Origin of the sequence: Paenibacillus sp. PastM-3, assembly GCF_029893965.1 — a bacterium.
GTDB lineage: Bacteria > Bacillota > Bacilli > Paenibacillales > Paenibacillaceae > Paenibacillus_AQ.
On the sequence record NZ_JARXXP010000008.1, the window covers coordinates 194,509 to 217,487 of the forward strand.

Annotated in this window: 22 protein-coding genes; 17 read left to right on the forward strand and 5 right to left on the reverse strand. The window is 54.3% G+C overall.

Annotation, left to right across the window (positions count from 1 at the left end; all coding sequences use genetic code 11):
* The first annotated feature begins 45 nt into the window (after positions 1–45).
* From M2108_RS14685 to M2108_RS14695, 3 genes are all read left to right on the forward strand, one after another.
* Positions 46–1,401, forward strand: coding sequence for a glucose-6-phosphate isomerase (locus tag M2108_RS14685; protein WP_277470005.1), 1,356 nt, complete (start codon positions 46–48; stop codon positions 1,399–1,401).
* 125 nt (positions 1,402–1,526) lie between these two features.
* Positions 1,527–2,159: a YigZ family protein gene (locus M2108_RS14690; RefSeq protein ID WP_042173638.1), complete on the forward strand. Its 633-nt coding sequence runs from the start codon at positions 1,527–1,529 to the stop codon at positions 2,157–2,159.
* Positions 2,160–2,162: 3 nt separating this feature from the next.
* Positions 2,163–2,744, forward strand: a complete 582-nt coding sequence (locus tag M2108_RS14695; protein ID WP_277470004.1) for a TetR/AcrR family transcriptional regulator — start codon at positions 2,163–2,165, stop codon at positions 2,742–2,744.
* 151 nt (positions 2,745–2,895) lie between these two features.
* On the opposite strand, the gene M2108_RS14700 is transcribed toward M2108_RS14695, so the two are convergent.
* On the reverse strand, positions 2,896–3,297 hold the full coding sequence (locus M2108_RS14700; protein ID WP_277470003.1) for a secondary thiamine-phosphate synthase enzyme YjbQ: 402 nt from the start codon (positions 3,295–3,297) through the stop codon (positions 2,896–2,898).
* 192 nt (positions 3,298–3,489) lie between these two features.
* Here M2108_RS14700 and cysT point away from each other — a divergent pair, with 192 nt between their 5' ends.
* The 6 genes from cysT (at position 3,490) to M2108_RS14730 (ending at position 9,020) form a co-directional block, all read left to right on the forward strand.
* Entirely contained in the window at positions 3,490–4,305 is an 816-nt protein-coding gene (cysT, locus tag M2108_RS14705; protein ID WP_277470002.1) for a sulfate ABC transporter permease subunit CysT, read from the forward strand.
* Entirely contained in the window at positions 4,302–5,099 is a 798-nt protein-coding gene (locus tag M2108_RS14710; RefSeq protein ID WP_277470001.1) for a sulfate ABC transporter permease subunit, read from the forward strand. Before cysT ends, M2108_RS14710 begins: the two co-directional genes overlap by 4 nt.
* 2 nt (positions 5,100–5,101) lie before the next feature.
* The gene (locus M2108_RS14715) at positions 5,102–6,166 is read left to right on the forward strand and encodes a sulfate/molybdate ABC transporter ATP-binding protein (RefSeq protein WP_277470000.1); all 1,065 of its coding nucleotides are present in this window, start codon (positions 5,102–5,104) and stop codon (positions 6,164–6,166) included.
* Positions 6,167–6,185: 19 nt separating this feature from the next.
* On the forward strand, positions 6,186–7,256 hold the full coding sequence (locus M2108_RS14720) for a sulfate ABC transporter substrate-binding protein (RefSeq protein ID WP_277469998.1): 1,071 nt from the start codon (positions 6,186–6,188) through the stop codon (positions 7,254–7,256).
* 184 nt (positions 7,257–7,440) lie between these two features.
* Positions 7,441–8,217 carry an MBL fold metallo-hydrolase gene (locus tag M2108_RS14725; protein ID WP_277469997.1) on the forward strand — a complete coding sequence of 259 codons (777 nt, stop codon included), beginning with the start codon at positions 7,441–7,443 and terminating at the stop codon, positions 8,215–8,217.
* 221 nt (positions 8,218–8,438) lie between these two features.
* A complete protein-coding gene (locus M2108_RS14730; protein WP_277469996.1) occupies positions 8,439–9,020 on the forward strand; it encodes a GNAT family N-acetyltransferase in 582 nt (193 codons plus the stop codon).
* A gap of 100 nt (positions 9,021–9,120) precedes the next feature.
* Here M2108_RS14730 and M2108_RS14735 read toward each other — a convergent pair whose 3' ends face one another.
* On the reverse strand, positions 9,121–9,927 hold the full coding sequence (locus M2108_RS14735) for a Cof-type HAD-IIB family hydrolase (protein WP_068722176.1): 807 nt from the start codon (positions 9,925–9,927) through the stop codon (positions 9,121–9,123).
* 42 nt (positions 9,928–9,969) lie between these two features.
* Positions 9,970–10,914 (reverse strand): DMT family transporter, encoded by a 945-nt coding sequence (locus tag M2108_RS14740; protein WP_277470167.1) that lies wholly within the window; start codon positions 10,912–10,914, stop codon positions 9,970–9,972.
* Between the two features lie 224 nt (positions 10,915–11,138).
* On the opposite strand from M2108_RS14740, the gene M2108_RS14745 reads away from it, so the two are divergent.
* From M2108_RS14745 to M2108_RS14755, 3 genes are all read left to right on the forward strand, one after another.
* Entirely contained in the window at positions 11,139–11,855 is a 717-nt protein-coding gene (locus M2108_RS14745; RefSeq protein WP_221803955.1) for a metal-dependent hydrolase, read from the forward strand.
* Between the two features lie 199 nt (positions 11,856–12,054).
* Positions 12,055–13,005, forward strand: a complete 951-nt coding sequence (locus M2108_RS14750) for an ABC transporter ATP-binding protein (protein WP_277469994.1) — start codon at positions 12,055–12,057, stop codon at positions 13,003–13,005.
* Positions 13,002–14,147 carry an ABC transporter permease gene (locus M2108_RS14755; protein ID WP_277469992.1) on the forward strand — a complete coding sequence of 382 codons (1,146 nt, stop codon included), beginning with the start codon at positions 13,002–13,004 and terminating at the stop codon, positions 14,145–14,147. The genes M2108_RS14750 and M2108_RS14755 overlap by 4 nt, the downstream gene beginning before the upstream one ends.
* Before the next feature lie 89 nt (positions 14,148–14,236).
* On the opposite strand, the gene lplA is transcribed toward M2108_RS14755, so the two are convergent.
* Positions 14,237–15,238 carry a lipoate--protein ligase gene (gene lplA / locus M2108_RS14760; protein WP_277469990.1) on the reverse strand — a complete coding sequence of 334 codons (1,002 nt, stop codon included), beginning with the start codon at positions 15,236–15,238 and terminating at the stop codon, positions 14,237–14,239.
* Between the two features lie 270 nt (positions 15,239–15,508).
* On the opposite strand from lplA, the gene cobD reads away from it, so the two are divergent.
* From cobD to M2108_RS14780, 4 genes are all read left to right on the forward strand, one after another.
* A complete protein-coding gene (gene cobD / locus M2108_RS14765) occupies positions 15,509–16,609 on the forward strand; it encodes a threonine-phosphate decarboxylase CobD (RefSeq protein ID WP_277469989.1) in 1,101 nt (366 codons plus the stop codon).
* A gap of 714 nt (positions 16,610–17,323) precedes the next feature.
* A complete protein-coding gene (locus tag M2108_RS14770) occupies positions 17,324–18,079 on the forward strand; it encodes an adenosylcobinamide amidohydrolase (RefSeq protein WP_277469987.1) in 756 nt (251 codons plus the stop codon).
* Between the two features lie 349 nt (positions 18,080–18,428).
* A complete protein-coding gene (gene cbiB, locus M2108_RS14775) occupies positions 18,429–19,376 on the forward strand; it encodes an adenosylcobinamide-phosphate synthase CbiB (protein WP_277469986.1) in 948 nt (315 codons plus the stop codon).
* A 19-nt stretch (positions 19,377–19,395) separates the two neighbouring features.
* On the forward strand, positions 19,396–20,247 hold the full coding sequence (locus M2108_RS14780) for a histidine phosphatase family protein (protein WP_277469983.1): 852 nt from the start codon (positions 19,396–19,398) through the stop codon (positions 20,245–20,247).
* A 78-nt stretch (positions 20,248–20,325) separates the two neighbouring features.
* Here M2108_RS14780 and M2108_RS14785 read toward each other — a convergent pair whose 3' ends face one another.
* The gene (locus M2108_RS14785; RefSeq protein WP_277469982.1) at positions 20,326–21,012 is read right to left on the reverse strand and encodes a sialate O-acetylesterase; all 687 of its coding nucleotides are present in this window, start codon (positions 21,010–21,012) and stop codon (positions 20,326–20,328) included.
* A 345-nt stretch (positions 21,013–21,357) separates the two neighbouring features.
* Here M2108_RS14785 and M2108_RS14790 point away from each other — a divergent pair, with 345 nt between their 5' ends.
* Complete coding sequence (locus M2108_RS14790; protein WP_277469981.1) at positions 21,358–22,386, forward strand: glycoside hydrolase family 88/105 protein; 1,029 nt, start codon at positions 21,358–21,360, stop codon at positions 22,384–22,386.
* Positions 22,387–22,979: the final 593 nt, after the last annotated feature.

Below are 22,979 nucleotides of genomic sequence, written 5' to 3' on the forward strand. Positions count from 1 at the left end.
AACGGTGTCAAATCCAAAGAGATAAACAGGAGGTTACCATTACCGATGTCCAAAAAGATTAATTTTGACTACAGCAAAGCGTTGTCCTTCTTTAACCAGCATGAAATTGACTACTTTGCTGCTCCGATTAAACTAGCCCATGAGCAACTGCATAACAAGACTGGGGCCGGCTCCGATTTCCTGGGCTGGATTGATCTTCCGACCGCATATGACAAGGAAGAGTTCGCCCGTATTCAAGAGGCAGCCAAGAAGATCCAGAATGATTCCGATGTCCTGATCGTTATCGGGATCGGCGGTTCGTATCTGGGAGCACGTGCTGCGATTGAAGCACTTACTCACTCCTTCTACAATAACCTGCCTAAAGAACAGCGCAAGACACCGGAAGTATACTTCGCAGGGAATAACATTAGCTCTACATACATTACGCACCTGCTTGACCTTGTTGAAGGCAAGGACTTCTCCGTTAACGTAATCTCCAAATCCGGGACAACCACTGAACCGGCAATCGCGTTCCGCATTTTCCGCGCAGCGCTGGAGAAGAAATACGGCAAGGAAGAAGCACGCAAACGCATCTACGCTACTACTGACAAGGAGAAGGGCGCACTCAAGAAGCTGGCTACCGAAGAGGGCTACGAGTCGTTCATCATCCCTGACGATGTAGGCGGACGTTACTCCGTACTGACACCTGTAGGTCTTCTGCCGATTGCTGTAGCTGGCATTGACATTGAAGAAATGATGCAGGGTGCCGCAGCCGCAGCCGATGAGTTCAACAACCCGGATGTAGCAACCAACCAGAGCTATCAATATGCTGCAGTGCGTAATGCATTGTACCGCAAAGGCAAGACTACAGAAATTCTGGTCAACTACGAGCCTTCCCTGCACTTTGTCTCCGAATGGTGGAAACAGCTGTACGGCGAAAGTGAAGGCAAGGATTACAAAGGAATCTATCCTTCCTCCGTTGACTTCTCGACAGATCTTCACTCCATGGGCCAGTTCATTCAGGAGGGTAACCGCAATATCTTCGAAACGGTGATCCAGGTTGAGCAGGTTCGTCACCACATTACGCTCGAAAGCGATGCTGACGATCTTGACGGATTGAATTTCCTGGCCGGTGAAACGGTTGATTTTGTTAACAAGAAAGCTTTCCAGGGAACGCTTCTGGCGCACACAGACGGACAGGTGCCGAATCTGGTTGTAACCATTCCGGACCAAACTCCATATACTTTCGGTTATCTGGTTTACTTCTTTGAAAAAGCCTGCGGGATCAGCGGATACCTGCTGGGCGTTAATCCGTTCGACCAGCCGGGTGTGGAAGCATACAAGAAGAACATGTTCGCACTTCTGGGTAAACCGGGCTACGAAAAAGAAAAAGCAGAGCTGGAAGCCAGACTTACTGAATAGCACTTCAGCACATCGCAGATCATTCATACAAATGCAGTAACTGGGAGCAGTCCATAGGTTATCCATACCTGGGCTGCTCCTAAACTATATCAAGTCAATTAATACAAGTAAGGACTGGAATAAGGATGCTTGAACAATATCGGACGGTGCGTTCTCCCGGGTCCCGGGAAGTCGTAATTCGTAAGTCACGGTTTATCGGCCATGTCATGCCGGTGGACAATGAAGAAGAGGCTATGCAATTTATCGAAGACATCAAGAAGCAGCACCGCAATGCGACGCATAACTGCTCTGCTTACATGATTGGCGAAAGAGATGAGATTCAAAGACAGTCAGATGACGGGGAACCGAGTGGAACGGCCGGGAAACCGATTTTGGAAGTAATCCGCAACCAACAAGTTAAAAATGTGGCAATCGTCGTTACCCGTTATTTTGGAGGCATTATGCTGGGGGCAGGCGGACTGATCCGGGCCTATGCTGACGGCGCTGTACTGGCGCTTGAGGCTGGGGAAGTCATTACCCGGGTGCTGAGGCGCGAGGTATTCGTACAAATCGATTATACGTGGCTCGGTAAGGTTGAGAATGAGCTGCGTGCCAAAGGCACCAAAACCGGGGAAACTTCCTTTACGGATACAGTAACGCTGCTGTGTCTGCCGCGGAATGATGAAGGTGACGCTTTTGTAGCATGGATAACGGATCTTACCCAGGGGCAAGCGCTGGTTACAGAAGGGCGGCGGCTTTACTTCAGCGAAGGGGAATAAATGATGGCAAGAAGAGCAGTGGAGAGGGAGTTGTCGAGAGAGAGGATTCTGGAAGCGGCCAGGCATTTGTTTATTACCAAAGGATACCGTGCAATTTCAATGCGCAGCATCGGACAGCATCTGGGATACAGCCATGGCTCGCTCTATTATCATTTCAAAGAAAAGGCGGAGCTGTTCTACGCTATTGTGGTTGAAGACTTCAACCATGTGGCCGCTCTGCTTAACGAAGCAATGAACAACCCGCCTGAACCGGGCATGACCCGGGTGGAGCAGCTGGTGATGGAATTTATCCGCTTTGGACTGGATCATCCGCACCAGTATGAGATTATGTTTATGATCCGGGATGAAGAGCTTCTGGCTTACTGTCGTGCAGAACAAGGGCGATGTTTTGAGTTGTTCGCAAGTATTGTACGCAGGCATATGAAGGAAGAAGGCTATGTTTCCGAGGATTGGCAGAGTGTTCCGCTGACGTTGTTTTTGTCCGCCCACGGATTTATTTCTTATTATATCCAGGATAAAGTATCGTTTGATGATGTTAAACAGGCCGCTCTTACCCATATAAAGGTACTTAGCCGCAGTTTATAGGCTGTCATTCTTTTTTTGGGCTTATCGCTTTAGAGCTGTGCATTGGTATAACTTTGCATAGTGAAAGTGTTATAGAAACTATATATTATATAGAGGCGGCTCCGCCCTGAAATGGCGGAGCCGTATTTTTTAATTATTTCCGCAGGATATTCTATCCCTCAATAATCTTTACATAATACTGGCGGTGTCTGGGCCCGTCGAACTCGCAGAAATAAATGCCCTGCCAGCGGCCGAGCAGTAGTAGGCCCTCATGAATAATGATGCTCTGGGAAGGCCCGGCGGTTATGGATTTCAAATGGGAAGCGGTATTGCCTTCGCCGTGGCGGTATTTCGGATGCTCCCAGGGATACACCTCATCCAGCCTCATCAGCACGTCGTGCTTAACATCCGGATCGGCATTTTCGTTAATGGCGATTCCTGCAGTGGTATGCGGGCAGTAGACCACAGCAATGCCGCTTTGCACTCCGCTCTTTTTTACATAGGAAATAACTTCACGGGTAATATCACGCAATTCGTCCCGTTTGCTGGTCGAAATCTCGATAGTATGTAACATAATGCTATCCCCTCCCTGTACTATAAATAAAATATACTATAGTTTACCCCAAATTGAACGAAAGTAATTGACGGACACAAGCGGCTTTGGTAAAGTAGTGATAATTATAATACCAAGTATATTAATAGGAATAATGCTGGGCTTAATGGCTACTATACCGACCGGATATCCGGAGGTGGGGGGACTTCTAATTTGAATTCGTTGCTTAGACACAAAGGCTGGACCTGGGGATTTCGCACAACGATTCTGTTGTATTTTGTCGTGCTGATTGTTTTGCCGATTATCGGCGTATATTACAATTCCTTTTCGCTGGGCTTCAGCACCTTTATCGAAAGTGTAAGCGACCCGATTGCCTGGAAATCGGTCCTGTTAACACTGAAGCTGGCGGTTATCGCCACTGTCATTAATGTTCTGCTGGGTACGATGATTGCCTGGGTATTGATCCGTTACCGGTTCCCCGGTAAGGCGCTGCTCAACAGCCTTGTTGATCTGCCTTTTGCCTTGCCAACGGCGGTCGGAGGCCTGATGATTCTGCTGCTGCTGGGCCCAGGGAGTCTGATCGGAGGACTGGCGGAGAAGCTCGGCTTCGAGATTGTGTTCCATCAGCCGGCGATTGTCATTGCGATGATCTTCGTAACATTCCCGTTCGTCATCCGGGCGGTACAGCCGCTGCTGGAGGAGCTTGATCCTTCCGAGGAGGAGGCAGCCTATACAATGGGTGCGGGGAGCAGCCGGGTATTTCGGCAGGTGATTCTGCCCTCAATGGCTCCGGGAATGATCAGCGGCGGTATGCTGGCCTTCTCGCGGGCGCTGGCTGAATTTGGTGCAGTCGTACTGGTAGCCGGCAATATTCCGGGACGGACGCTGGTGTCCTCGGTCTTTATTTTCGGTGAAGTGGAAAGTGATAATCCGGTTGGTGCCGCCGCGGTGTCGGTCATTCTGCTGACCTTGTCGTTCCTCATTCTCTGGCTGATTAATTTGCTGCAGATGCGGGGGAGAAGATCATGAGAAAACTATGGATTATCCTTACTTATCTTGTTTTCATTCTGCTGATTGCCGCTCCGCTGGGTAAAATGGCAACTGAGGCGTTCAAGGGCGGGTTCAGCGGATTCTGGGCATCATTGTCGAGGCCGGAGGCGCTGCATGCGCTAATGATGACGGGGTTCGTCGTAGTGGTGGTTACGCTGCTCAATACTCTATTTGGCATTATGCTGGCATTGTATCTGGTGCGGGCCAACTGGATGGGCAAACGGCTGAAGGGGCTGCTGAACAGCATTGTCGATCTGCCGTATGCCGTATCGCCGGTTATCGGCGGGCTGATGATTGTCCTGCTGCTTGGTCCGGACAGCGCGCTGGGTGCGCTTTTTGAACAAATCGGAGTCAATATTGTTTATGCTTTTCCCGGAATGGTCATTGCCACGCTGTTCGTAACCTTCCCGCTGATGGTGCGTGAGGTGATGCCGGTGCTGCAGGAGATCGGTTCACAGCAGGAGGAGGCCGCTTCGACGCTCGGGGCATACGGCTGGACAACCTTCTGGAAGGTTACCTGGCCCTCCATCCGCTGGGCGGTTATCTATGGCGTGATTCTGACGGTGGCCCGCTCACTGGGCGAATTCGGCGCCGTGCTCGTTGTATCGGGCAACATTATGAATAAGACTCAGACCGCAACTACGCTGGTCTACCAGGATGTAGAGAATTTTAATGTAACTGCTGCGGGCGGTGTAGCCTTGGTGCTGGCAGCCTTCTCCGCTGGTCTGCTGCTGCTGATGGAATGGAGTAAGAGACGAAAGGGTGTGCATTAGAGATGCATGTAGAGGTTCGGGGACTAAATAAGCATTTTGGAGATTTTCACGCCGTGAAGGACGTTAATTTCGGGATTACCAAGGGTCATCTGATCGGCCTGCTCGGCCCAAGCGGCGGCGGCAAAACCTCGATTCTGCGCATGCTGGCAGGACTGGAGACACCGGATAGCGGTGAAATTGTTTTTCATGGCAAAACGGTTAACAACCTCCCGCCGCAGGAGCGCGAAATCGGCTTTGTGTTCCAGAACTATGCGCTCTTCAAGCACATGACTGTGTATGAGAATATCGCTTTTGGGCTTAAGGTCAAGAAAGCGAACAAGAATACGATCCGTGACCGGGTTACTGAGCTCGTTGAGCTTACCGGACTTAAGGGGTTTGAAAAGCGTTATCCTCATCAGCTGTCCGGGGGGCAGCGCCAGCGTGTCGCTTTTGCCCGGGCGCTTGCGCCTGAGCCGCAGCTGCTGCTGCTGGATGAGCCGTTCGCCGCAATCGACGCTAAGATCCGCCAGGAGCTGCGTTCCTGGCTGCGCGAGCTGATTGAACGTGTCGGCATCACCTCAATTTTCGTCACACATGACCAGGATGAGGCGATTGAGGTAGCGGATGAGATTATGATCATCAATCAGGGACGTCTGGAGCAAAAGGGCACCCCGTGGGATATTTACAAAGAGCCTAAGACGCCGTTTGTGGCAACCTTTATCGGAGAATCGACACTGATCGAGAGCGCGAGCGAGCTGAAGGGCTTCAAGAATGCGGGCGGCGGGAACAAGGCCAAGGCGCTGATCCGTCCGGAGTATATCGAGGTAGGCCATCTGAATGAGTTCAAAATGGCTTCGGCTACTGAGCAGGGCATCGTGAAGCATCTGCATTTCCGCGGCAGCGAGTGGCTGGTGGAGGTAGAGGTGAACGGGCACAAGCTGGTGACGTACCGTTCGCTTGAGAAGGAGACTCTTACGCCAGGCCAGGAAATCTCTGTTCTGGTCCACCGCGCCTATCTGTTCAATGACGAGCGCAGCTGGATTCAGGAGAACGGGCTGAAGGAAGATCCGATGCCTGTGTTTATCTAAGTAAAGGAAGTGTGCCGGAATGAGGGTTCACAAAAGGAGCAGACAACTGCACGGATGGCTGGCAGCCCTAATGCTGGCATTGCTCGCACTGGCTCTGGCCGGCTGCGGTGATAGCAAGGAAACGGCTGATGGTGAAGCGGCTCCCCAGCAGGGCGACTTGACCCTGGTGGTCGGAGCGTACAGCGTGGTCAAAGATGCAATGGGCGACATTCTGCCCCTGTTCGCCGCGGACTGGAAGGCCAAAACTGGCCAGACAATTGTTTTTCAGGAATCCTATGAAGCTTCGGGGACACAAGCCAGAGCCATTGCCGGCGGATTTGAAGCGGATGTGACCCTGCTGGCGCTGGAAGGGGATATTGAAAAGCTGGTCAAAGCGGGACTGGTCGCAGATACCTGGAAGGAGCACGGCGCGGACGGTATGATTACCCGTTCAGTGGTGGCGCTGGGGACGCGTGAAGGTAATCCGAAGGGGATAAAGGACTTCTCCGATCTGGCGAAGCCGGGTGTGAAGGTGCTCTACCCCAACCCCAAGACCTCCGGCGGAGCGCAGTGGGATATCAACGCGATCTATGGAGCGGGCCTGAAGATGTCCGAGGAGCAGACCGGAGTGAAGGACACTGCGGCTGCAAAAGCTTTTTTGGAGCAGGTACATGCTAACGTGGAATCTCTGGATAAAAGCGGGCGGGCCTCGATGGCGGCTTTTGAATATGGTGTAGGGGATGTCATCGTTACGTATGAGAATGAGCTGCTGGCACGGATCGCCAAAGGCGTGAAGTATGAAGTCATCATCCCTAAGGATACGATTCTGATTGAAAATCCGGCGGCTGTCGTGGACAAATATGTGGATGAGCGCGGCACGCGGGAAGCAGCCGAGGCGCTGGTCGATTATCTGTCAACACCTGCTGCGCAGGAGGTATTCGCCGAGCACGGCTTCCGTCCGGTGAACGAGCAGGTCTATGCGGCCAATGAGAGCCGTTATCCGGTTCCCGCCGGGCTGTTCGGCATCGATTATCTCGGCGGCTGGACGGAAGTCCGTGAGACATTGTATTCCAAGCGCGGCGTCTGGTATCAGGTGCTGGCGGGGATCTAGTGTCCTGACTGCCGGTCAGGGAAGCAAGAAGGATGGTAAGCGGGCCGTTCCTCCAGAGCTGGAGGGCGGCTTTTTTTGATGCGGAAAACGGGGCGGAGTGGAGAGACTGGATGAGATGAGCAGTGATATGTACTATAATGAGGATTACTAATCTTAGCTGTTTGAATTGAAGGAGTGAGTGCAGATGAATACGTTGGTGTTTTTGGGGACAGGCGACGCGATGGGCGTGCCGCGGGTGTACTGCAGCTGTGAGAACTGTACGGAGGCTCGGACTGGCGGGCTGAATGCCCGGCTACGCTCATCCGTGCTTATAGATAACGGCAGTGATTTCTTTGCGATTGACTGCGGACCGGACTGGCGGCGGCAGATGGAGCAGCAGGGGCTGCGCAGCATGCACAGGCTGCTGATTACCCATGCCCATTTTGACCATATCGGCGGGCTGCCGGAATGGGCGGATGCCTGCCGCTGGATGGGCTACAGAGGAGAGCTGTATGCTCCGGCCGAGGTAATCCCGATTATTCAGCGGCAGTACCCGTGGCTGGGCGGTCATATTGATATGATTGCCTGTGACGAGGGCATGGAGCTGGACGGCTGGCAGATCAGCACCTGGCGGGTAAACCACGGCAAGAACGGCTACTCTTACGCGTACAAGCTGGAGAAGGCTGAGTATACCTGGGTCTATTGCTCCGACTCCATCTCGCTCGGACCGGAGGAGACTGCTCCGATGCAGGGAGTAGACCTGCTGGTGCTGGGCACCAGCTTCTATTATGAAGCCGCTGAGCTGTCCACCCGCTCTGTATATGATATGACGGAAGCGGCAGAGCTGCTGAAGGTGGTCCAGCCGGCCCGTACCGTCTATACGCATATGTCGCATGATGTGGACATCCGCAAGGACTACATATTGCCGGAGGGCGTTACCCTGGCGGTTACTGGGATGAGGATTGCGCTGGAGCGGGTGTAGAGTCAGGCTGGACGGCTGGAAGAAGGGGATATGTTTCTTATTCCGGTGCAGGCTGCGGAATGAGCGGAATGAGCGAAATGAAGGGCAAAAATGCCCTTGAATTGGTTTACCTGCATTCGGCCCAACCAGCAGGCACATAAGATTTATCACTTCCAGAAAAAGGTTTTTTGAATATAATTCCGGGAAGGAAACTTAATTAGACAATAGGAGGGGCTAACAATATGTCTGAACCGGTAATTCCAATCCTGCTAGATATTTCTGAAAGTATAGAAACGGACAGGCTGCTGATCCGGGCTGCGCAATGGGGCGACGGGGCGGAGATGAACGCGGCAATCATGGAGAGTCTGAATGAGCTGCAGCCGTGGATGATCTTCGCCCAAAAGGCGCAGACACCTGAGGAAAGTGAAATTTTCGTACGGGAAGCGCGGATCAATTATTTGAAGCGCACTAACATGCACATGGGCATCTATAACAAGACTGACGGAACGTTCGTGGGCTGCAGCGGACTTCACCATATCGACTGGGATATCCGTTCTTTTGAACTGGGATACTGGATCAGAACTTCCTGCTCCGGAAAAGGGTACATGACGGAGGCGGTAAATGCGATCACGGCTTTCGCCATCCATGAGCTTGAAGCTAACCGGATAGAAATCCGCTGTAGCGGACGCAATGCCAAAAGCGCTGCCGTAGCAGAGCGTGCCGGTTATAAGCTGGATGGAGTTCTGCGGCTCAGCACCCGCGGCTTTGACGGAGAGCTGCATGACAGCAAAGTGTATGCGAAGGTGCGCGGATCGGAATTTTAGGCTGAAGACGAGCAGAACTGTCTGAGCTGCAAAAAGAAGGGTGCGCTGCGCCGGTTGATTGGAAAACCGGCGGCAGCGCACCCTTTTGTCATACGTGTAATTATTCTACTGTCTTCAAAATAAACTTGTCGATCGCATATTTCACGCCGTCTTCATTGTTGCTGAGGGTGACGAAATCGGCAATTTCCTTGAGTGCAGGGATGGCATTGGCCATAGCCACACCAAGACCAGCTGCTTCGAGCATCTCATGGTCATTCCAGGAATCGCCGACTGCAATCGTTTCGGACAGCTCACAGCCGAAGTGGCCTGCCAGGAACTCAAGCGCGATGCCCTTGGTGCCTTCACTGTGCATAATCTCGAGGAAGTGCGGCTTGGATTTGGTAATGTGGACGGAATCGCCCAGCAGCTCACGCAGGATCGGGGACAGCTCGTCCAGGTAGGCCGGGTCATCGATGATGAGCATTTTTGGGGTCTTCTGCGGAACGAGCTTGTTCTCCCAGTCCGGTTCAATGAAGTATTGGGTCCGGTTCAGCTGCGAATATTCAATCAGCTTCTGGTTCTCTTCGCGCGCATACAGCTTGTCATCAATATAAGTCTGCAGGTGCAGATCATGCTCCACACAATACTGGAAAAGCTTGCGTACTGCGTCCTGCGGCACATAACGCTCGTAGAGCACTTTTTCGTCCATCAGGTTCTTCACCAGGGCACCCTGGTAAGTAATGATTGGTACGTTGAGGCCGGTCTGGCGGGCAATAGCCTGGGCAGAAGCATAGGCGCGGCCGGTGGCCAAAGTTACTACAACACCTGCAGCGACAGCCTGCTCGAGCGCGGTCTGGGTGGCAGGGGTTACTTCCTTGTCATCATTAATCAGTGTGTCGTCGATATCAATTGCAATCAGTTTGTACATTCGGGTTCTCTCCTAAAGGTTATTGTACTAGTATAAATGAAATTATCCGTCTGATGAAGCTAAAGGAATGGCATTCTCTTCTGAGCGTCCGTCCTTGTCAGGCACAGGACTGAGCTCGGCGGTAAGCATCGCCGCAAGGATGAGCAGGCAGCCAAGCCCGGCGGACAGGCCGAGCTTCTCACCGCCAAAGACCAGTCCGGTAAAAGCGGCGAACACCGGCTCCATCGCGTAGATAATGGCCACCCGGGACGGTGTGGTGTATTTCTGGCAGGCGGTCTGAATCCAGAAGGCAAATGCGCTGGTCGGCCCGATGGAGATCAGCAGCGCCCAGAGCACATCAGGCTCCCTGACCAGCTCCGCACTCTGCAGCAGCGGACCGCTGCCGTCAACAATCAGCGAGGCGGCGATGCTGAGCAGCCCGACAACAGCAAGCTGCAGCGTTGCCAGCGGCAGTGCCGGATACCGCGGCGCATATACGCCGGTATAGGCGATCTGCAGGGCAAAAGCGACCGCGCAGAGCAGAACCAGGCTGTCACCCCGCCCAAGCGAAAATGCCGAGCCGGTGAAGGTCAGCAGATACAGTCCTGCAACGGCAATAGCTGCACTAAGCCATGTGTAGCGGGAGATGGAATGCTTCAGCAGCGCAAGCGACAGGAAGGGGACAATCACAACGGACAATCCGGTGATGAACCCGGTATTGGAGGTGCTTGTGTACAGCAGTCCCATCGTCTGCAGACCGTAGCCCATGAACAGAAAAAGGCCCAGCAGCAAGGCATGCATAACCATACGCCAGCTCAGCTGTTTCCATTCATGAGAGTAAAAGACAGCCGTAATCAACGCCAGCAGCAAGGCGGCGCCTGTGAACCGGATGCTGTTGAAGGCAAGCGGCGGCAGTACCCTGACGGCATGCTGGACGATCAGGAAGGTACAGCCCCACATCAGCGCCACCAGCAGCAGGCTGAGATCGGCGATTCGCGAGCGGCTCACAATCGTCATCCTTTCATGAAATACAGAAAACGTATCAAGTTGTCCAAATTGTATCCTAAAACACAGGGGAGGACAAGCCAAAACTATAAGGAAGCCCGGCGGATAAAGGCTTTAGACACGCATAATGCAACTGCAGGCTGGACAAAAAAACGCTCTCTTAGTATACTTTGGTAACCGCACATTTGTTCTTATTTTTGACAGCTTAGAAAGGGGCGGTTTCAAAGATGATGGGCAAATCCCATTTTATTATCAGCACCGGGATTACGCTCTCTGTGATGAATCTGCTCGGTTACGAAATCACGGTTCCGGCAGTTGCTGTAGCGGCGGTCAGCTCCCTGCTGCCCGATATTGATGAGCCGAATTCGCTGCTGGTACGCAGTGCTGTACCGGAATCGGCGTTGAGGCTGCTGCAGGTGGCGTTGATCGGCGCGGCGATTTATCTTTATTTTGCCGGCATCGCTGAACCGCCATGGCATATCGTGCTGGCACTGCTCGTGGGCAGTGTATCGTTCCTTCCGGGCAGAAGGCTGCGGCAGCTGGTTATGCTGCTAATCGCTCTGGCGCTGTTTGCATTCGCCGACGATTATGATCCATGGAACTACATCGCCGCCTGCATACTCGTGGTAGCTTCCGTTGTTCCGCACCGGGGAATCACGCATACCCTGTATGCGGTGGCCGGCTGGGGGGCACTGCTGTACTTTGTCTCCCTCGGCATGAATGACGGCGGCAGCCTGTGGATTGCCGGAGGCCTGTCGTATGCGCTGCATCTGCTGGCCGACTCGCTGACCCAGCGCGGGATTACCCCGCTGCCGCCGCTGCCCTTCAAGCTTCGTCTGAAGCTGATGAGTACCGGCACGAAGAAGGGCAGCGGAGTGGAGAAGGTGTGCATTGTGCTCACACTGCTGCTGGTTGTCTATGTGTTCGTTATTACCCCCTCCTAAACGGGGAGGGAGCCCGGAAGGGCAGGATAAGGCTCTCCGCTGTCTGCAGCGGGGGCTTTTTTGGCGTTGGTTGGGCAGGCTGTGTGCAAAGAGAAGGCAGCAACTATGGGGAATGAGCGGTAGCTCACTGCCTCTGCGCAAAAGCTCTGATAAATTGGTTGTATCACCATTTTGAAATAAATGGAATAAGAGGTGCTGCATGGAGAATGAGGCGGTTCTGGCGGTGAAGGGTCTGAGCAAGCAGTATGGGACGGTGTCCGCCGTAGACAACATAAGCTTCACAGTGCACAAAGGGGAAGTGTTCGGCCTGCTGGGGCCCAACGGAGCCGGCAAAACAACCACGATCAGGATGCTGTGCGGTTTGCTAAAAGCGGATTCAGGCCGGATTCATGTCAATGGTATGCCAATGACCTCCGGCAGCTATGAGCGGATTAAGCCGATGATCGGACTTTGTCCGCAGGAGATTGTCATCTGGGAGCTGCTGACCTGCCTGGAGCAGCTGCGTTTCGCAGGCATCGCCTACGGACTCTCTTCCAGGGCAGCGGGCAACCGGGCAGAAGTTCTGCTGCACGCACTGGGCCTGTGGGATAAGAGAAACAAGCTCGGCCGGACGCTCTCAGGCGGGATGCAGCGGAGACTGAATATCGCGCTGGCGCTTGTCCACGATCCGCCGCTGATCATTCTGGATGAGCCGCAGGCGGGACTGGACCCGCAGAGCAGAATTTTGGTGCGTGACTTCATCAGAGGACTGGCCCGGGATAAGACGGTAATCCTTACTACACATGACATGGATGAAGCTGACAGGCTGTTGGACAGGGTAGCCATTATCGATCATGGAGAAATACTGCTGCTCGACATCCCAGACAGGCTTAAGGCTAAGGCGGGCACGGGAGAGCTTGTGCAGCTCCGGGTGACCGGAATCAGCAGGGAGCTGGCTGAGAAGGTTCTCCAGATGATGCCGCCGGAATGTACAGAAAAAACCTACACCGATGGACTGTTCCTCCTTGGCGGAGGAAGCGTTCTTGAATGGATTCCGAAGGTGCAGCAGCGGCTGAGGGCTCACCAGATCCAGACTCTGGATATGACCATCCGCAAACGGACGCTTGAGGATGCGTTCATTGCATTGACCGGAAGGGGGCTGCGGGAATGAGGCTTGCGGCAGCGGTTAACAAGTCCGTCAGGGAGAGTATCCGGGACTGGAAAATGCTCGCCATGGTGCTGCTGTTCTCGCCGTTTTTTCTGCTGCTGATGTCCTTTTTTTACGGGGGAGACGCGGTTACCTATAAGCTGGGCGTACTCAATCTGGATCCGGGGCGCGCGTCGGTTCAGCTTATCAGCAGTCTGGAGCAGATGGAGGGGCAGGCGAACGGGTCTCCGGTATTTAAGATAAGAAGCTTCCCGAACGGGGAAGAGCTGCAGGCGAAGGTGAAGCAAAAGGAGATCGATATCGGCCTGGTCATTCCCGAGGACTATTCAGCGGCACTGGCATCCGCAGCCAAAGGGGACAATATCAGCGCGGCGCAGGTAAGCTTTTACGGGAGTATGGGGAATGTGAGGTATCCTGTTGCAGCAGTCTGGGCGGCCGAGCAGGTGAACAGGCAGGGAATGAATGCAGCCGAAATCACGCTTCCGGCCGTTATACAAGAAACCTTTGTTGAGAAAAAGCAGCCCTTAAACGAATTCGAAAGCTATGTCCCGGGGCTGATCTCCCTTGCTGTACTCATGGTTCTGTTCACGGCTTCAGCCTCCATTGTGAAAGAAAATGACAATAAAACACTGCTTCGGCTCAAGCTCAGCCGGCTTGGCGCTTTTAACTTTCTGGGCGGAATCTGCATTACCCAGGCGGCTGTTGCCTCCGGTGCGGTTGTTCTGTCATACTGGACGGCCCTTGGATTAGGTTATGAACCGGAAAGGCATTTTGGCGCTATTCTGGCTGTCGGAGTGCTGTCTAGTATGGCTATGGTTGCTGTGAGCCTGATTGTGGCCAGCTTTTTGAACACGGTGTTTGATGTGCTGACAGTCGGCTGTTTTCCGTTTTTTATACTGATGTTTTTTTCGGGCAGTATGTTTCCCCTTCCGGAGCTGAATCTCATTACTGTATACGGGCGCGCTTTTGGCATGACAGATCTGCTGCCGCTTACGCATACTGCCAGTGCCTTTAATCAAATTTTGAATGATGGTGCGGGTCTGGCGGAGGTGGCAAGGGAGCTCTTAATGATCGTGCTGCTCACGGTTATTTATTTTGCCATGGGGATTTTACTGTACCAGAAGCGCAGGCTTTCCAAGGCGTAAGCAGATTCTGCTAAAAAAACCAGCCGACCCGGGTAGCCCGGAATTGGCTGGTTCTATTTTGCCTGCGAATAAAAGGTATTCCAGAAGAGCTACTCCTCCAAAAACACCAGTCCGATGAAGTCCTCCGGCTCAATCCGTCCAAAATAATGCTTCAGATCAAGCCCGGACAGCGCCTCTCTGACCTCTGCATTCTCGTAACGCTTACCGCGCAGCGCATTTTCTACATCCGCTACGTCACCTACGCCGAAGAAATCGCCGTAGATTTTGATATCTTTAATGTAGGAATCCTCAATATCCATGCGGATATCGACCAGACCGGCCGGGAATTTGCGGGTGTGCTTCACATTGCTCTTCGGCGACAGGCCGTAGTTCCAGTCCCAGTTCTGGTAGTGCTCCTTGGAAATTTCGTTAATGCGGACCCAGTCGTCCATCGTCAGCTTGTACTGCGGAACCCCGGAAGGCTCCATGCCAAAAATCGAACGCAGCAGCCCGTCGCGGAACTCCTCGATCGTCATGTCTGTGCCCAGCAGTTCTTTGATGTTGGCAACCCGGCTGCGCACGGACTTGGTGCTCTTGGATTTGAACTTCTCCGGGTTCACGTTCAGGGAGGCTTGTACATCATCCAGATTCAGGTCGAACATCAGGGTGCCATGGCTGAACATCCGTCCGCGGGTGGAGAACTGGGCGTTGCCGGAGATTTTGCGCTCGCCGACCTGCAGGTCGTTGCGTCCGCTCAGCTCAGCGTTGACTCCCATAGACTGCAGATAGTCGATGACCGGCTGGGTAAATTTGAGGAAGTTATGGAACGACTCGCCGTCATCCTTGGTGATGAAGCTGAAGTTCAGATTGCCGAGGTCATGGTACACCGCTCCGCCGCCTGAGAGCCGGCGCACGACCTGGATGTTGTTTTCTTTTACATATTCCTGGTTGATCTCTTCAATCGTATTCTGGTGCTTGCCGATGATGATGGACGGGCTGTTGATATAAAAGAGCAGGTAGCTGTCGTCCATCGGGAGGTTTTTGAGCGCGAACTCCTCAATGGCCAGGTTGATCGAAGCGTCTGTAATGCCGGTGTTATCAATAAAGAGCATGGTATATTCCTCCGCCTGTACATGGTTAACTACTGCATTTATTCTAAACTAAAAGCCCACATTTCACAAAATAGAAAGTGTCCTTCAGCTGCTACAGGAAAGTTGGGCGGAGTTGGAGCAGGTGCAGGGCACTCAGAGCAGGCCCGGATTAAGGCAGACCGGCTACATTGACAAAATAGTCCCACATCCATCATTGACGCGCTTCTGCGCTAAAGGCAATAATTGGGGCTATGGGTAACTCAATACGAGGCAAACAGAGGGAGTGTAACGATGCTTGAAAAATATGGCCACGGGGGCGATTTGCTGACGGCAGCGGAGCTTTACGGTGGAGGCAGCGGGGACAGGGATAGCGCTTTTGTTGACTTCAGCGCCAATATTAACCCGCTCGGCCCGCCGCCAGCTGTATTGGAGCTGTTGCGGGATGCTGCGGCTGCCGTCACGGCCTATCCTGATCCGGGGCACCGCCGGTTAAAAGCGCTGCTGGCCGCCGAGCTGGGTATCAGCACGGAATGGATTACTGTCGGCAACGGGGCTGCCGAGTCCATGGCGCTGCTGCTGCTGGCTGCAGCCCCGCGCCGGGTAGGGATCGTCGAGCCCTGCTTCTCCGAGTACCGCCAGCTCGCTGAGCAGTTTGGTGCGGAGGTGCTCTCCGTTCAGGGAACGGAGGAGCAGGCATACCGGGCGGATGCGGAAGAAATCGCCGGACTGCTGGAGCAGGTTGATCTGCTGTTCCTCGGCCAGCCGAACAACCCCAACGGCGTCCAGTATGCACTGGACGACCTGCGGTTTCTGGCCCGCAAGGCAGAGGCCTGCGGGACCTTGCTTGCCGTGGATGAAGCGTTCATCGACTTCATCCCGGAGGAGCGGCGGCAATCGCTGCTGCCGGAGCTGGCCGGGTTCCGTCATACGGTGCTGATCCGCTCGATGACGAAGTTTTTTGCCATTCCGGGGCTGCGGCTGGGGTTCACTATAGCAGCCCCGGAGCTTGCCGCGAGGATGAGCGGCAAGCAGGTGACCTGGAGCGTGAACGGCCTGGCGCAGCTGGCCGGGGAAGCGTGCCTGCGCAGCGGGCGCGGGTACGCCGCGCGCACGCGTGAGCTGATCGCAGCAGAGCGGGAGCTGCTGCGGGCGGGGCTTAGGCGGCTCGGCTGCAGCGTGCCGCCGGGCGAAGCGAACTTCCTGCTGGCGGAGCTGCCGGAAGGGTGGACAGCTGCGGCCGCGCAGGAGCAGCTTGGCCGCCGGGGCATCCTCGTGCGCAGCTGCGCGATGTACCCGGGCCTGGCCGCCGGGCATATCCGCGTGGCCGTCAAGGGGCCGGAGGACAACGCCCGGCTGCTGCGGGAGCTGGGGGCGGTTTTAGCGGGCGAGTAAGTTTTGCGGCGGCTGGATGCTGCAAGGCTAGTTAATGAATGCTGCAGGATGATGCTGATTGCTACAGATTGCAAATGGATGCTGCTAGATGCTACGGAGTACTATGGATGCTATGATGCTGTGGGTGCTGTGGGTGCTACTGGATGCTACTGGATGATACTGGATGCTACTGGATGCTACTGAATGCTACTAGATGCTACGGAGTGCTATGGATGCTACTGAATGCTACTGGATGCTACTGGATGCTACGGAGTGCTATGGAATGTATAGGTCCATCTGGCGGGGATAAAGGCATCCAGGCTGATTAGGCGGTTGCGGTACACAGTTTGCTAGAAGGCAGGTAACTGGCAGGGATGAAATTGGCTCTGCTGAGCATTTCAATTCAATTAAGTGGATTTTCGTCATCTATTTCGGGGCTACCTGCTGTCAGGAAGAAACTAGTTGGATAAAGGTCACTTAATTCTGCCGATTTTGCCCATAACGAGAATTCCGGACCGAAATAGGTGAGGTTTTTCCAACTAATCATTGAAATTGCGGAGAAATGAAGGAATTAGGTGTCAAAAATCCAACTAATGTTTGAGGAGTAGCGTAGAATTAGCGGACTTTAAGTAGAGCAAGTAGAGCAAGTAGAGCAAGTAGAGCAAGTAGAGTAAATAAAGTAAATAGAGTATGAAAGAAAGTAACTTAAAGTAAAAGTAAAGGGCGTGATTAGGAATGGCAAAAGTAAAGACTCCCTTTGAGCTTGCAGGCGGGGCGCGAACGTATTATTCCGGCGTCTGGCCGGGGCTGGCGCTGGAATGGAAGGAGGAGCACCTGCTGCTGGAGTTTCCGGCTGAGGCTGAAAGTATTTCCAGTGCAGTGTACGGCGGAGGAATGGGCCGGTTGAAGCGGGCTGTGAACCAGTATGTCAGCCGTGACTATGAGTGCAGCAATCCGGTGCGCGATATGGAGAATAAGCTGGCAGAGTGGGGATATCCGCTGGAGGGCTGCGCGGGCCTGATGACGGCAGTGCCGCTGGAGCATGCTGCGGTTGCCGAGGAGGATACCGGCTCTGCGGGGATTTTTTGCTGCGTGACTGCAGCTGCGGGCAATGCGGCCCGTGCGGGGGTGGAACGGAGTGTGCTGAAGGCTTACCGCCCAGGTACGATCAATATTATGCTTGGCATAGACGGTCTGCTGACTCCCTCGGCGATGGTGAACGCCGTCATTACGGCAACCGAAGCCAAGGCCGCTGCTCTGGCAGATCTCGGCATCACCGATCCCGAGAACGGGCTAACCGCTACAGGCACGACGACAGATGCAATCGTGCTGGCAGTCAGCGGCAGCCGCCGTTACGGGGCAGAGCATGTGTATGCCGGTACAGCGACTGATCTCGGCGGAGCGATTGGCAGGCTGGTGTATGCAGCGGTAACGGGCAGCCTCCGCTCGGTGCGTGCTGTGCAGGTGCAGGCAAGGAAGAACGGCGAATGAGCATTTATCTGCGCCGGATCTTTAACAACCGGCAAATGGACGGTGCACTGAACCGGATATGGCGGGCCATAAATACTGGTCCAGCGCATTACCGGATATGGAGAATTAGACAAGCGGTCGCTGGTTTGCGGAAAATATGGAGTTTACAACTGACCTGCACTCGCATGCCCCGAATGCGGGGAGCCTGGCAAGCAGGCAATGGTTCGCGGATAATATGGAGCGCTCAGCTGAGCTGCGCTGAGTTGAGCCGAAGAAAGCGGAGGACTCGCCCGGCAGAAAGAGCGCTGGGCCAGACAGGGCGAGTCCAACAAGCAAGCACAGCGCTATGCCAGCCATGGAGGACTTGCTCATGACGGTTGCAATCGTGCTGCTTGCCGCGTATGTACTGGACCGTCTTATCGGCGATCCCCGCAGCCTGCCCCATCCGGTTGTGTTAATGGGTAAAGCAATTAGCGCGCTGGAGCGGGCAATCCGCCGTTTTGTCCGCAACCCGCGCAGTCTGAAGCGTGCCGGCGTTCTGCTACCCCTGCTGGTAGCAGGAGGTAGCTGGCTGATAACAGCCGTGCTGCTCTGGCTGCTGTCACAGCTTTCGCCTTGGCTGGCGCTGGCGGCCGAAGCCTGGCTGATCTCTACAACCATTGCTTCCAAGGGGCTGAAAGATGCCGGGATGGCAGTTTATGCAGAGCTTAAGAAGGGGGACCTTCCGGCGGCCAGACTTGTGCTCGGCATGATCGTCGGCCGTGATACGTCGCAGCTGGACAGTCCGGAAATTGTCCGGGGCACGGTAGAGACGGTTGCCGAGAACATTGTCGATGCAATCATTTCTCCGCTGCTGTACGCGCTGCTTGGCGGTGCGCCGCTGGCGATGGCCTACCGGGCCGTGAACACACTGGATTCCATGGTCGGCTATAAGAATGATAAATACATCAATCTCGGCTGGGCCTCTGCGCGGCTTGACGATGTGGCGAATTACATACCGGCGCGCATAACTGCGCTGCTCCTAACCCTCTGTGCATGGCTGCTGCGGCTGGATTGGCGCAGATGCTGGCAGACCGTGCGGCGTGACGCCCGCCTGCATCCCAGTCCCAACAGCGGCTACCCGGAATCGGCAGTGGCCGGAGCACTGGGCATCCGCCTGGGCGGGGTGAACGTCTATCACGGCGTAGCCTCGTTCCGGGCTCATATGGGCGAGCCTCTGCGTAGTCTGGAGCCGGATGATATTATTGTCACTTCAAGGCTAATGCTACTGTCGTCCACTATATTTGTGGTCCTATGTGCAGCAGCAGCCTTCTTATAGTTTGGGGGATAAGCGGAGCATGGATGATCAGGAACAGGGAAAGAGAATCAAATTGGAAAAAGGGCAGACTGCCAGTCTGGCAGAATTGGATCCAGCGCAGCTTACCTCTAGCATTCCGATAGAATCGGACCCAGCGCAGATTATGTCCAACAGTCTGGTAGAAATAGATGCTGCGAAGACTGCCTCCAGCAGCCCTGCAGAACCGGACAAGGCTTCAGCAACCAGCCTGTGTCCGTTAGAGCTGGTACTGCTGCGCCATGGGCACACACAATGGAATAAGGAGCGCCGCTATCTCGGGAGCAGCGACCTGCCTCTGCTTCCTGAGGAACGGGACAGGCTGGCTGCACACAGAGAGCTGTCGGAGCTAACCGGAGACTTCTGGCGGGTATACTGCAGCGATCTGCTGCGCTGCCGGGAGACTTTGGCGGCAGCAGCCCCATCACTGGAAGCCCGGGCTGTATATGACTCGCGTCTCCGGGAGATGTCCTTCGGGGAATGGGAGGGCTGCAATTATGAGCAGCTCAGCGATAATCCGCTGTACAGAAGCTGGATTGATGATCCGGCGGCGGTTACTCCGCCTGGAGGAGAAGCCTGGACTGCTTTTGCAGCCCGGCTGCAGCAGTTCCTGACAGACCTGCTGCAGGAGGCCGGGCTGTCAACAATCTGCTGCCCGGACCCGCAAAGAGAAGACGGGCAGACAAGCAGCCAGGCAGCCGTTCTACAACAGAATGAGCGGCAGAAGCTGCGCGTGCTGATTGTCACGCACGGCGGCGTAATCCGTCACTTGCTGGCCAAGACACAGCCGGGAGTTACGTTCCGCACCGCGATCGCTCCGCCTCCGGGAACGGCAGCGGTAATTCAGCTGCAGTAGAATGGACCTGCTCGCACAAACGGCTACGCCATCCTGATCAGGACGGCGTAGCCGTTTGTATATTTCAAATCCAGTGTCCTATTGCAGATTCAGCCAACCCTCAGCCATGCGCCGGCCGAGTTCTTTTGCCGAAGCCGCGTTATAATGCAGATAGTCACCTTTATGAATAAGTCCGGCCGAAGCCGCCAGAAAGAACCTGTCAAAAACCGTAGCAGCTGACTCCAGCGCCCCGTTAATCTGGCCCGTATACGGGTATTCTTCCGGCCGGATGAATCCGCCCAATTTTGCCGCAACAAAAGGAACCTCCTCTGCATCCAACTCCTTCCGCAAGCTGGTGATCAGGCTGAATAACCGGTCTTTGTAGACCGCCGCATCAGCTGCCAGTTCAGAGTCGCTCTCCCCTTGGGCCCATAAAATGCCGCTTAGCTGACCGCTCTCCAAAGCCAGGCGTGCCCGCGCAACAGCCCGCTCATACAGATCCCCGCCGGGTACCCAGCGCTCGATTTTGGTTCCGCCGACTGCACAGGGAATCAGCCCTATCTTTTCCCCGCTCAGGGTACCGAGAACTGTCCGTGCGAACGTCAATCCCGGGCCTACACCTACCAGCTTCGGCTTGTCATTATGTACCGGCTCTTTTGCGTTCAGCCAGCCCCCGTTGTCGTCCAGCTTATAAATATTTTTCTCAGGCTCCGCGTTAACGTCCGGCTCTTCAAGTGGACCTCTGCCTGCCATATTGGATTGTCCGATTAACAAGAATAAGCGCATGCTGCAACACCCCTGTTTATTTTTTCCGCAACTCTCAATTTCAAAAGGACACTAGCACAGATAGATTAGAATGACAACGACCAGGGATACGTGAGCGGGAAAGCGGATACATCGGCAGAAAAAAGCTCGAATCTTACAAATGAAGCTTATTTTTTTCCATTCCAGTGCCCGGGCGGAGCATGATACGATTCAGGCAATGAGAGATTTGCAGAGGGGGCAGAGGGATGCCGAAGATTTATCTGGCTCAGTGTGGATGATGAGCGGATTGTGGAGGCTAAGGGAGGCAGCCGGACAAATCTCGTGTAATAACGGCAGTACATAACTAACAGGGAGGCTTTTTGAACAATGAAGCTGGACTTATCTAATCTTGATCTGAAAAAGGTTACCGACAGCGTAGTCAATTACACACTCGGTATGGATCTGACCTGGAACTGGCCTTGCGGTGTTGCTTATTACGGAGTCAGCCGGGCTTTTGAAGTCACGGGGGAGCAAAGCTACCTGGAGCGGATGGCCGACTGGTGTACGGAATACATTGAGGCAGGACTGCCGGCGGAGTGGACGGTTAATACCTGCGCAATGGGCCATATGCTGCTCACGCTCTACGAACAGACCAAGGAGCAGAAGGTTCTTGACCTGATTGTCAGCAAGCTGGATTATCTGCAGAACCGGGCTCTGCGTTTTGGTGACAGGGTGCTTCAGCATACCGTTTCGGTAAAAAATGATTTTCCGGAGCAGGCCTGGGCCGACACGCTGTTCATGGCAGCCTACTTCGAATTGCGTGCAGGGGTGCTGCTTGGGGAGAAAAAGTGGATCGATGACGCACTCCACCAGTTCTTCTGGCATATTAACTACCTGCAGGATGAAAACACCAGCCTGTGGTATCACGGATACAATCACATTGAGCAAAATCACATGTCCGGCCTCTACTGGGCCCGCGCCAACGCCTGGGCAGCCTACACCATGTCCCGAGTCGGCAAAATCCTGCCGGAAGCCTACCTGTATCCGCCGTATATGCATATTTCCAGCTCACTCCGCGACCAGCTCGCAGCGATCAAAAAGCTGCAGAAGCCTGACGGCCTCTGGGGCACCGTGCTCGACCATACGGAGGCGTATGGCGAGGTGTCGGCTACAGCGGGAATTGCTGCTGCCATGATCATGCAGGGGAATCCGCTGCACGGGAAGTATGTCAACCAGGCGCTGCAGGGTCTGCTCGATAATATCGCCGATAACGGCCGCGTGCTGAATGTATCCGGCGGAACGGCAGTAATGAACGACCTGGCCGGCTATCTGGGCATTGACCGGAAATGGGCGCAGGGATGGGGGCAGGGGCTGGCGCTTGCCTTCCTGTGTGCGGTGATTGAGCTGGCGCAGTAAGCGGGAACGTCAGGCCCGGTCCAGCATCTCATTTGCATCCTGCTCGCAAAAAGTTAGGTGAAGTAAAAGTGGGATTCGTTAGGTAACTGATCGTTAAAAAAGCAAAGCCAGGCGGAGCAGCGGCGTTCTTCATTGGCAATATCACAAAAGGTCCCGCAGAACACTGCTGCTCCTTTATTAAGTAACTATATGCAAAAAAAATCAGGCGAACCGGTATTGCTCCTTGGATTGGGGGCGCTGGTTCGCCTGTTTAATTGCGGCTCCGGTCCCGCTAACAGACCCAGGAGGCGTTATTTGCTGGGGTTTGCGCGTTTTTGAATTCTAGCGGACTCAGCAGCCGTTATTTGCCGCCAAATGACCCCGGAGGCGTGAATTAGCAGTAAATAAGGTTATTTGAGTCCGTTACGTTGGGCGAAGGGTCAAATTTGTATAAATAACGTCATCTGAGTCCGTTAGCCTGGTGGATAGGTTAGTTATGGAGCACCAGCACCCATTATAAGCTCTCGCAGAAGAATTCAGCAGTAGATTTCAGTAGTAGAGCCCAGTAGTAGAGCCCAGTAGTAGAGGCCAGTAGTAGAGTCTGGCAGCAAAGT

Coding starts and splice junctions, on each gene's coding strand:
- M2108_RS14685 (WP_277470005.1), top strand. CDS start 46: ATGTCCAAAAAGATTAATTTTGACTACAGCAAAGCGTTGTCCTTCTTT.
- M2108_RS14690 (WP_042173638.1), top strand. CDS start 1,527: ATGCTTGAACAATATCGGACGGTGCGTTCTCCCGGGTCCCGGGAAGTC.
- M2108_RS14695 (WP_277470004.1), top strand. CDS start 2,163: ATGGCAAGAAGAGCAGTGGAGAGGGAGTTGTCGAGAGAGAGGATTCTG.
- M2108_RS14700 (WP_277470003.1), bottom strand. CDS start 3,297: ATGTTACATACTATCGAGATTTCGACCAGCAAACGGGACGAATTGCGT.
- M2108_RS14710 (WP_277470001.1), top strand. CDS start 4,302: ATGAGAAAACTATGGATTATCCTTACTTATCTTGTTTTCATTCTGCTG.
- M2108_RS14715 (WP_277470000.1), top strand. CDS start 5,102: ATGCATGTAGAGGTTCGGGGACTAAATAAGCATTTTGGAGATTTTCAC.
- M2108_RS14720 (WP_277469998.1), top strand. CDS start 6,186: ATGAGGGTTCACAAAAGGAGCAGACAACTGCACGGATGGCTGGCAGCC.
- M2108_RS14725 (WP_277469997.1), top strand. CDS start 7,441: ATGAATACGTTGGTGTTTTTGGGGACAGGCGACGCGATGGGCGTGCCG.
- M2108_RS14730 (WP_277469996.1), top strand. CDS start 8,439: ATGTCTGAACCGGTAATTCCAATCCTGCTAGATATTTCTGAAAGTATA.
- M2108_RS14735 (WP_068722176.1), bottom strand. CDS start 9,927: ATGTACAAACTGATTGCAATTGATATCGACGACACACTGATTAATGAT.
- M2108_RS14745 (WP_221803955.1), top strand. CDS start 11,139: ATGATGGGCAAATCCCATTTTATTATCAGCACCGGGATTACGCTCTCT.
- M2108_RS14750 (WP_277469994.1), top strand. CDS start 12,055: ATGGAGAATGAGGCGGTTCTGGCGGTGAAGGGTCTGAGCAAGCAGTAT.
- M2108_RS14755 (WP_277469992.1), top strand. CDS start 13,002: ATGAGGCTTGCGGCAGCGGTTAACAAGTCCGTCAGGGAGAGTATCCGG.
- lplA (WP_277469990.1), bottom strand. CDS start 15,238: ATGCTCTTTATTGATAACACCGGCATTACAGACGCTTCGATCAACCTG.
- cobD (WP_277469989.1), top strand. CDS start 15,509: ATGCTTGAAAAATATGGCCACGGGGGCGATTTGCTGACGGCAGCGGAG.
- M2108_RS14770 (WP_277469987.1), top strand. CDS start 17,324: ATGGCAAAAGTAAAGACTCCCTTTGAGCTTGCAGGCGGGGCGCGAACG.
- cbiB (WP_277469986.1), top strand. CDS start 18,429: ATGACGGTTGCAATCGTGCTGCTTGCCGCGTATGTACTGGACCGTCTT.
- M2108_RS14780 (WP_277469983.1), top strand. CDS start 19,396: ATGGATGATCAGGAACAGGGAAAGAGAATCAAATTGGAAAAAGGGCAG.
- M2108_RS14785 (WP_277469982.1), bottom strand. CDS start 21,012: ATGCGCTTATTCTTGTTAATCGGACAATCCAATATGGCAGGCAGAGGT.
- M2108_RS14790 (WP_277469981.1), top strand. CDS start 21,358: ATGAAGCTGGACTTATCTAATCTTGATCTGAAAAAGGTTACCGACAGC.